Consider the following 7989-nt stretch of genomic DNA (forward strand, 5'->3'; position numbering starts at 1 on the left):
CCTCGTCCCCCGTCAACGGCGGATCGGCTAGGCCTCTAGTCCAGCGGATAGACAAGACGTTCCGGCATCTCATGGAAGCCGAAATTGTTCTTGCCCGATCCCTTGACCGTGTACATGGCCCGATCGGCCAGACGGATCAGCAGCGCGGCGTCGTCGGCGTCGTCGGGGAAGACGGCGATGCCGACACTGGCCTGGACACTGGCGTCATGGCCATCCAGCTCGAAGGGCTCGGCCAGCCGCGCCACCACCTTGGCCGCCACGTTGCCGATCTCGTTGCGTCCCTCCACGTCGTGGAGGATCACCGTGAACTCGTCACCCGACAGGCGTGCCACCGTATCCGACGAGCGCACCGACAGCAAAAGCCGCGCCGCCGCCTCCTGCAGCAGCAGGTCGCCCACCGCATGGCCGAAGGTGTCGTTGACCGACTTGAAGCCGTCCAGATCGATGAACAGCAGGGCGAAGCGGGTCCGGTCACGCTTGGCCGCCTTGACGGCCTGACCCAGGCGGTCGAGGAACAGCGAGCGGTTGGGCAGGCCGGTCAGGGCGTCGAAATTGGCCTGGCGCCACACCTGCTCCTCGTCTTCCTTGCGCGCCGTGATATCGCTGAAGATACCCAGCATGTGGGAGACATCGCCGAAGGCGTCGCGCACCGTGGCGATGGACAGCCACTCGATGAACACCTCGCCGGTACGGCGGCGGTTCCACACTTCGCCCTGCCACTGGCCGGTATCGAGGATGGAGCGCCACATATCGCGGTAGAAGTCGTTGTCGTGACGCCCGGATTTCAGGATGTTGGGCTTGCGCCCGATGGCCTCGTCCAAACTGAACCCGGTAATGCGGGTGAAGGCGGTGTTGACCGCCTCGATGGTGCCGTCGGGGCCGGTGATCATGATGCCCTCGTTGGCGGTTTCCACCACCTTGGCCGCCAGTTGCAGCCGCTCCTCGGAATTCTTGCGCTCGGTGATGTCGTAGACCCAGGCGAGGTTGACCTGCTCTGTCCCGAACAGGGATTCGCGGATGGTCAGCAGCGTCCAGAACGGCGCGCCGTCCGAACGGCGGAACTGCACCTCGGCGTGATCGACGCTGCCGTGACGCTTCATGTAATTGATCACCGTGGCGCGCTGCTGGTCGTCCACGTAATAGTCGCGGGCCTTGGAGCCGATCACCTTGAGACGCGGCACGCCGATCAGCTCGCAGAAGGTGTGGTTGGCGAAGACGATCATCCCGTCGCGCTTGCGCGATATGGAGACACCGATGGGGCTGTCCTCGAGAACGCCGGCCAAACCGACGGGATCGAGTTCAGTCATTGCCACAACCGAGAATCACGACGATGCATGCTCTCCCCCCTTCTTCGGCTCCCCCCGGAGCCTCGGGCTCTCGCCCGATGGGAATGCTCACCCCGAACCCACGCCAATATAGGGCGAGTCGGACGCCGAAGCCTATACGCAATGTGCGCAAGGGGTGTTTCCTGTTGACCCGACCGGCCGAGGGGGCATAGTCGAAGCCTTCGGCCAACCACACGGAAAGCGGCGCATGTTCACCTATGCCCTGGTCGCCCTGGGAAGCGCCATCGGCGGCACGCTGCGCTACTGGCTGACGGCGGTGATCTCCGAGGCCAGCGCCAGCACCTTCCCTTGGGGAACCCTGGTGATCAACGTCACCGGCTCGGCGGCCATCGGCCTGTTCGCCACCCTGACCTCGGCCGACGGCCGTCTCTATGTGCCCAGCGAATGGCGCACCTTCTTCATGGTGGGCGTCTGCGGCGGCTACACCACCTTCTCGTCGTTCAGCCTGCAGACCCTGGCCCTGGCCGAGGGCGGCGAATGGCTGGCCGCCGGCATGAACGTCATGGGATCGGTGGCGCTCTGCCTGATCGCCGTATGGCTGGGTCACACGGCGGCCATGATCTTCAACAAATAGGAGAGCGGCCATGCGCATTCCCAAGGACGCCACCCTGCTCAGGATTTTCGTCGGCGAACAGACCCGCCACGACGGCAGGCCGCTGTTCGAGGCCATCGTCAAGGAGGCCCGGCACAACAATCTGGCCGGTGCCACGGTGCTGCGCGGCCAGATGGGCTTCGGCCACTCGTCCCGCCTGCACAGCGCCAAGATTCTCGCCCTGTCCGAGGATTTGCCGGTGGTGGTCGAGATCGTCGACGCCCCCGAAAAGATCGAGGCATTTCTCCCCATCCTGGATGTCATGATGCGCGAGAAGGGCCTGATCACTCTCGAGCGGATTCAGGTCCTGCGCTACGGCCCAAATCCGTCCGCATAGACAAAATCCAGCGACATCAGGACGTCACACCTCGTTTCTGAATGATTCCACGGGGCGACTGGACAATTTCGCCAATGGGTATAAGCTGATCGTCTAATGCGTGGGGCCGCGACCCGCCAAAACGGCGTCGAAACGGCCCTATTGGGCATCGGGGGATGCGCATGAAAAAAGTCCTGATCGTACTGGGCGCCGTCGTCGTTCTGATCATCGCCGCCCTCGTCGCCCTGCCGGCCCTGATTCCCGCGGAGCGTATCCAGAACGAGGTGGTGGCCGGCGTGAAGAACGCCACCGGCCGCGACCTCTCCATCCAGGGCAAGGTTTCGGTCTCGGCCTTCCCCTCGCTTTCGGTGCAGGTGGGCAATGTGGCCCTGGCCAATCCGCCCGGCTACACCTCCAAGGACCTGATCCGCCTCGGCGCGGTGGACGTCCGGCTGAAGCTGATGCCGCTCCTGGGCGGCAAGGTCGAGGTCGACAGCTTCGTTCTGGTCGATCCGGTGATCACGCTGGAAACCGACCGTCAGGGCAAGGGCAACTGGGTGTTCGACGGCCCGACGGCCTCTTCGGACAAGCCGGCCGCCGCCGCTCAGTCCAAGCCCGCCGCCGACAAACCCGCCGCCGCGCCGTCCGCCGGCCTCAACGACATCCGTCTGGGCGACGTGCGCATCACCAACGGCAAGCTGACCCAGATCGACGGCAAGACCGGCGCCAGGCAGGAGGTGAGCGAGATCAACCTCCAGGTGGCGTTGAAAAGCCTGTCCGAGCCGCTGTCGGCCAAGGGCAGTCTGGTATGGAACGCCAAGAAGATCGAGCTTTCCCTGGGCGTCGCCAGCCTGAAGGCCCTGATGGACGGCCAGAGCAGCGCGCTCGACATCGCCGTCACCTCCGAACCGCTCAAGCTGGGGCTCAAGGGCAACGCCAAGGGCGGCGCCGCGCCGGGCGTCGACGGCATGCTCGACCTCGGCGTGCCGTCCATCCGCAATCTGGCCGCCTGGGCGGGCTCGCCCATCACCATGGCCGGCAACGGACTGGGGCCGCTGTCCATCAACGGCAAGCTGGTCGCCGGACCGACCCAGATCGCCTTCACCCAGGCCAGCATCGCCATCGACGCCATCAAGGCCAAGGGCGACGTGACGGTCAATACCGGCGGCGCCAAGCCGGCCGTCAAGGGCCGCCTGGACGTGGACATGCTGGACGTCAATCCCTACCTGCCGCCGGACGGTGCGCCGTCCAAGGGCGGCGACGGCAAGGCGGCGGCCGGCGCCCCGCAGCAGGGGCAGGCCAAGGCGCACCAGGGTTGGAGCGACGATCCTATCGACGCCTCGGGCCTCAAGGCCGCCGATGTGGACTTCTCGCTGACCTGCGCCGGTATCCTGGTCAAGAAGATCAAGGTGGGCAAAAGCGCGCTGAAGCTGGTGATCAAGGACGGCAAGCTAGCCGCCGACCTCACCGAACTGGCGCTTTATCAGGGCGCCGGCAAGGGCCGGGTGGCGCTGGACGGATCAATGCCGGGCGTCGGCCTCGACGCCTCGTTCCAGCTAAAGGGCCTGCAGGCCGAGCCGTTCCTCAACGACGCCGCCGATACCGACCGCCTGTCGGGTACCGGCAATTTCGACGTGGCGGTGACGGGACAGGGCAAGACCCAGCGCCAGATCGTCTCCTCGCTGAACGGCAAGGGAGCGCTCACCTTCCTCAACGGCGCCATCAAGGGCATCAATCTGGCCGCCATGGCGCGCAACGTCGCCACCGCCTTCACCGGCGGCGCCGCGTCGTCGGAGAAGACCGACTTCGCCGAGTTGGGCGGCACCTTCACCATCGCCAAGGGCATCCTGACCAACAACGACCTGGCGTTGAAGTCGCCGCTGCTGCGCGTCGAGGGCAAGGGCACCGTCGATCTGCCCCAGCGCAGCGTCAATTACCGCATCGACCCCAAGGTGGTCGCCAGCCTGGAAGGCCAGGGCGGCGGCAACGCCGCCGGCGTCGTCGTGCCGATCCTGGTGACCGGCCCTTGGGACAATCTCAGCTACCGTCCAGACCTGGAGGCCCTGCTCAAGCAGAACGTCCAGAACGTGGGCAAGGCGGTGGAAGGCCTGATCCCCGGAGCCATCGGCGGAAAATCGTCGGGCTCGTCTCCCACCGACAAATTGAACCCCCTGAAGCTTTTCGGGCGTTAAGGCCCGCTCTGATCATCGACCAACGCATCTACTGGAGATAAACACGATGAAGTTCCTGCATCTGGCCGCCGCCATCGGCATGACCGCCCTGCTGGGCGCCTGCGCCACCCCCTTCGAGGTGGCCGACGTCAACGAGATCATGGCGGCCCCGGCACCCACCGCCGGCTCGGCCTTCACCAAGGCCCTGTTCACCGAGTACAAGGCCTATACCAAGCACGAGGCCCTGGACGAGTACGAGTGGGATCACGCCGCCGTCTTCGCCCGCAAGGGCTTGACGGCCGCCACCGGCGCCTCGGTCGATCCCGAGCTGACCGCCGACTGGAATCTGATGCCCGAGCGCGTCAAGGAACTGGACGCCGCCCGCGCCCGCCTGGTCGGCTATTTCGGCAACGGCGCCCGCGACCGCGTGCCCGCCGCCGCCGCCAAGGCCCAGGTGATGTTCGACTGCTGGCTCGAGGAAGAGGCCGAGGGCGACACCAATTCCGATTGCCGCGCCGCCTTCCTGAAGGTCGAGCCGGAGCTGCAGGTCAAGGCCGCCGCTCCCACCGCCCCGAAGATCGTCAAGACCTTCATCGTCTATTTCGACTTCAACAAGTCGGCCCTGACCAAGGAGGCCATGAAGACCCTCAAGGACGTGGCCGCCGCCGCCGGCGAGATCAAGCCGTCCAGCATCTACGTCGCCGGCCATACCGACACCGTCGGCAATGCCCGCTATAACGACAAGCTGTCCAGCGCCCGCGCCGCTTCGGTCGAGAAGCAGCTGACCAAGATGGGCATCAAGTCCATCGACGCCAAGTCGTTCGGCTTCACCAAGCTGGCCGTGCCGACCAAGGCCAACACCAAGGAAGCCAAGAACCGCCGCGTCGAGATCTACTTCGAGAAGTAAGACCGGCACGGTGCCTCGGCACCAAGGCCCCCTTCCCCACCGGGAAGGGGGCTTATTCTTTGAAGGAGGAATACGAAGGGACTTATCCCTCTTTAGGCTGTAGTGACAATTTAATTATCTGAGCCAGAACATGATGCTGGCGAGCTTGATGAAGCCCAAGAAGTTGGCGGCGATCTTGTCGTAGCGAGTTGCGATGCGCCGCCACTGCTTGAGCTTTGCGAAGAAGCCTTCAATGCCCCAGCGGTGTTTGTAGGCGATCCGATCATAGGCGTGCTGGTAGTTGCGATGGCGGCGGGGTGGAATAACCGGCTCGCCACCTTGGTCGAGGATGAGGTCATGGAGGCTGTCCGCGTCATAGGCGCGGTCGGCGAGGACTTGGCCCGCCTTCAATCCTCGGATCAGGTCGCAGGCAGGGGCCATGTCGTTTTGCTGGCCGGGGCCAAGCTCGAAGCGCACAGGCAGTCCGAGCGCATCGACTACGGCGTGGAGCTTTGTTCCGAATCCGCCTCGGGAGCGCCCGAGAGCCTGGGCCCCCTTTTTTGCCGCGCCCCGGCTGCTTGCGCGTTGGCTCGGATGACCGTCGCATCGATCATCAGCCATTCAAGGTCCGGATTGACCGAAACAGCCTCAAATATCCGGTCGAACACCCCTTGCTCGATCCAACGGTAATAGCGCCGCTTTACCGTGTCATACGGCCCGAACCGCTCGGGAAGATCTCGCCATCGCCCAACCGAGCGGGCAAGCCACAATACGGCATCAAAAAAGCGCCGACCGTCGCTACGAGGGCCACGCTTGCCCTTGCGCCCGCCGGGGACAAAGGGCTTCAGACGCTCCCACTGGTCGTCTCGCAGAATCTCGCCTTCCAAAGCTGACCTCCAAAATCAGCTTTGAATCACAATTCCGGATTCAGGGGAATCCTAAATTGTCACTACAGCCTAGGGTCAGGCCCCATAAATAGTCTTTCCCTGACATGCGTCTCGTGATTCAAGGTTCCCGAAGGGAGCCTTTGGATGAACGATCACCTTTTCTGGCTGACGGACGATCAGTTTGCGCGGCTTGAGCCGCATCTCCCGACGGATACCCGAGGCAGGGCGCGGGTGGACGACCGGCGGGTCATCAGCGGCATCGTGCAGGTCCTGAAATCGGGCTGCCGCTGGGTGGACGCGCCCTCGATCTACGGGCCACGCAAGACGCTTTACAACCGCTTCGAAGGGGTCCGCTGGGCGGGCAAGGGCATCTGGCAGGCCATCTTTCAGGCCCTGGCTTCAACGGGCGGGCCTCCGGCGCAGGTGCTGATCGACTCGTCGGCGGTGAAGGCGCACCGTTGCGCTGCTGGTGGAAAAGGGGGGGGGCGGGCGCAGGCGATTGGTCGCTCGCGTGGCGGTCGCACCACGAAAATCAACGCCCTGACCGATGCGTTCTGCCGCCCCATCGCCTTCCTGCTGACCGGCGGCCAGGTCGCCGACTGCACCGCCGCCGACACTTTGCTCGATGCCATGCCGAAGACCGGCATCCTGCACGGCGACAAGGGCTACGACAGCAACGCCGTGCGGGCCAAGATCGAGAGCAAGGGCACCGCGCCGAACATCCCGCCCAAGGCCAACTGGCGTTGGAAGAACTGCTTTTCACCAGTCCTCTACCGCGACCGCAACGCCATCGAGCGCATGTTCTGCCGCCTCAAGGACTTCTGCCGCGTCGCAACCCGATATGACCGCCGCGCCGTCAACTTCATGGCCACCGTCTGCATCGCGGCGACCGTCAGCTACTGGTTATGAGTCCCGACCCTAGGAGGGTCGAGTTAATTCTGCCGTCATCTCGGCGCAATCTTGCTCCTGTAGGCTAGCCTTGAATAGTTTCGCCCCGATCACTTGACGGAGGCGGGGCGTCCAACAATGCCGACCGTAATCGCGGCGGTAACCCATGCAACGTCAGGGGAGGAGCATTAATGAGTTCACACGGCAAGCCATCGGCCGCGAATCTCGCGAGCGCCGAGCACATTCGGAACAATCCGAAGTTCAAGGAACTGGTCGCCAAGCGCAACGCCTTCGCATGGACGCTGTCGGCGATCATGCTGACCATCTATTTCGGCTTCATCGCGGTGATCGCCTTCGACAAGGCGTGGCTGGGCAAACTGATGTCGGCCAGCGGCGTGATGACCATCGGCTTCCCCATCGGCGTCGGCGTCATCCTGTCGGCCATCGTGCTGACCGGCATCTACGTCTTCCGCGCCAATGGCGAGTTCGACGAAATGAACCGCCAGATCATCGAGGAATCCCGCTGATGAAGACGACAAAGACCGCAATCGCGTCCGCGCTCGCCTTCGGCGGCACGGCGCTCCTCGCCACCGCCGCGCTGGCGGCCGGTGCCGACATGGGGGGGGCCGAGAAGCAGGCCACCAACTGGCACGCCATCATCATGTTCGTGATCTTCGTGGGCATGACGCTGGGCATCACCTACTGGGCGGCTGGCCGCACCAAGACCGCCGCCGACTTCTATGCCGCCGGCGGTGGCATCACCGGCCTCCAGAACGGTCTGGCCATCGCGGGCGACTATATGTCGGCCGCCTCGTTCCTGGGTATTTCCGCCCTGGTCTACGGCTCGGGCTATGACGGCCTGATCTTCTCGGTGGGCTGGCTGGTCGGCTGGCCGATCATCCT

The 7989-nt window shown here is 64.5% G+C and carries 7 protein-coding genes and 2 pseudogenes; 7 read left to right on the forward strand and 2 right to left on the reverse strand.

Annotated elements, in window-relative coordinates:
* Nucleotides 1-35: 35 nt before the first annotated feature.
* Complete coding sequence (locus CP958_RS06880) at nt 36-1307, reverse strand: diguanylate cyclase (protein WP_096701229.1); 1272 nt, start codon at nt 1305-1307, stop codon at nt 36-38.
* A gap of 226 nt (nt 1308-1533) precedes the next feature.
* Between CP958_RS06880 and crcB the strand changes: the two genes are divergently transcribed.
* The 4 genes from crcB to CP958_RS06900 all read left to right on the forward strand — a co-directional run bounded on the left by crcB (nt 1534) and on the right by CP958_RS06900 (nt 5332).
* On the forward strand, nt 1534-1920 hold the full coding sequence (gene crcB, locus CP958_RS06885; RefSeq protein ID WP_096701230.1) for a fluoride efflux transporter CrcB: 387 nt from the start codon (nt 1534-1536) through the stop codon (nt 1918-1920).
* 10 nt (nt 1921-1930) lie between these two features.
* Nucleotides 1931-2275 (forward strand): DUF190 domain-containing protein, encoded by a 345-nt coding sequence (locus CP958_RS06890; protein ID WP_096701231.1) that lies wholly within the window; start codon nt 1931-1933, stop codon nt 2273-2275.
* A gap of 161 nt (nt 2276-2436) precedes the next feature.
* Nucleotides 2437-4446, forward strand: coding sequence for an AsmA family protein (locus CP958_RS06895; protein ID WP_096701260.1), 2010 nt, complete (start codon nt 2437-2439; stop codon nt 4444-4446).
* Between the two features lie 46 nt (nt 4447-4492).
* Nucleotides 4493-5332 (forward strand): OmpA family protein, encoded by an 840-nt coding sequence (locus tag CP958_RS06900; protein WP_096701232.1) that lies wholly within the window; start codon nt 4493-4495, stop codon nt 5330-5332.
* A gap of 114 nt (nt 5333-5446) precedes the next feature.
* Here the strand turns inward: CP958_RS06900 and CP958_RS06905 are convergent.
* Nucleotides 5447-6198: pseudogene (locus CP958_RS06905) on the reverse strand (IS5 family transposase).
* A gap of 144 nt (nt 6199-6342) precedes the next feature.
* On the opposite strand from CP958_RS06905, the gene CP958_RS06910 reads away from it, so the two are divergent.
* From CP958_RS06910 to actP, 3 genes and pseudogenes are all read left to right on the forward strand, one after another.
* Nucleotides 6343-7107, forward strand: coding sequence for an IS5 family transposase (locus tag CP958_RS06910; protein ID WP_096701233.1), 765 nt, complete (start codon nt 6343-6345; stop codon nt 7105-7107).
* A gap of 170 nt (nt 7108-7277) precedes the next feature.
* The gene (locus tag CP958_RS06915; protein ID WP_096701234.1) at nt 7278-7613 is read left to right on the forward strand and encodes a DUF485 domain-containing protein; all 336 of its coding nucleotides are present in this window, start codon (nt 7278-7280) and stop codon (nt 7611-7613) included.
* Nucleotides 7613-7989, forward strand: a pseudogene (actP, locus tag CP958_RS06920) (cation acetate symporter); the annotation flags it as partial. The gene CP958_RS06915 and the pseudogene actP, both read left to right, overlap by 1 nt.

It is taken from the genome of Magnetospirillum sp. 15-1 (genome assembly GCF_900184795.1).
In the GTDB taxonomy this organism is placed as follows: domain Bacteria; phylum Pseudomonadota; class Alphaproteobacteria; order Rhodospirillales; family Magnetospirillaceae; genus Phaeospirillum.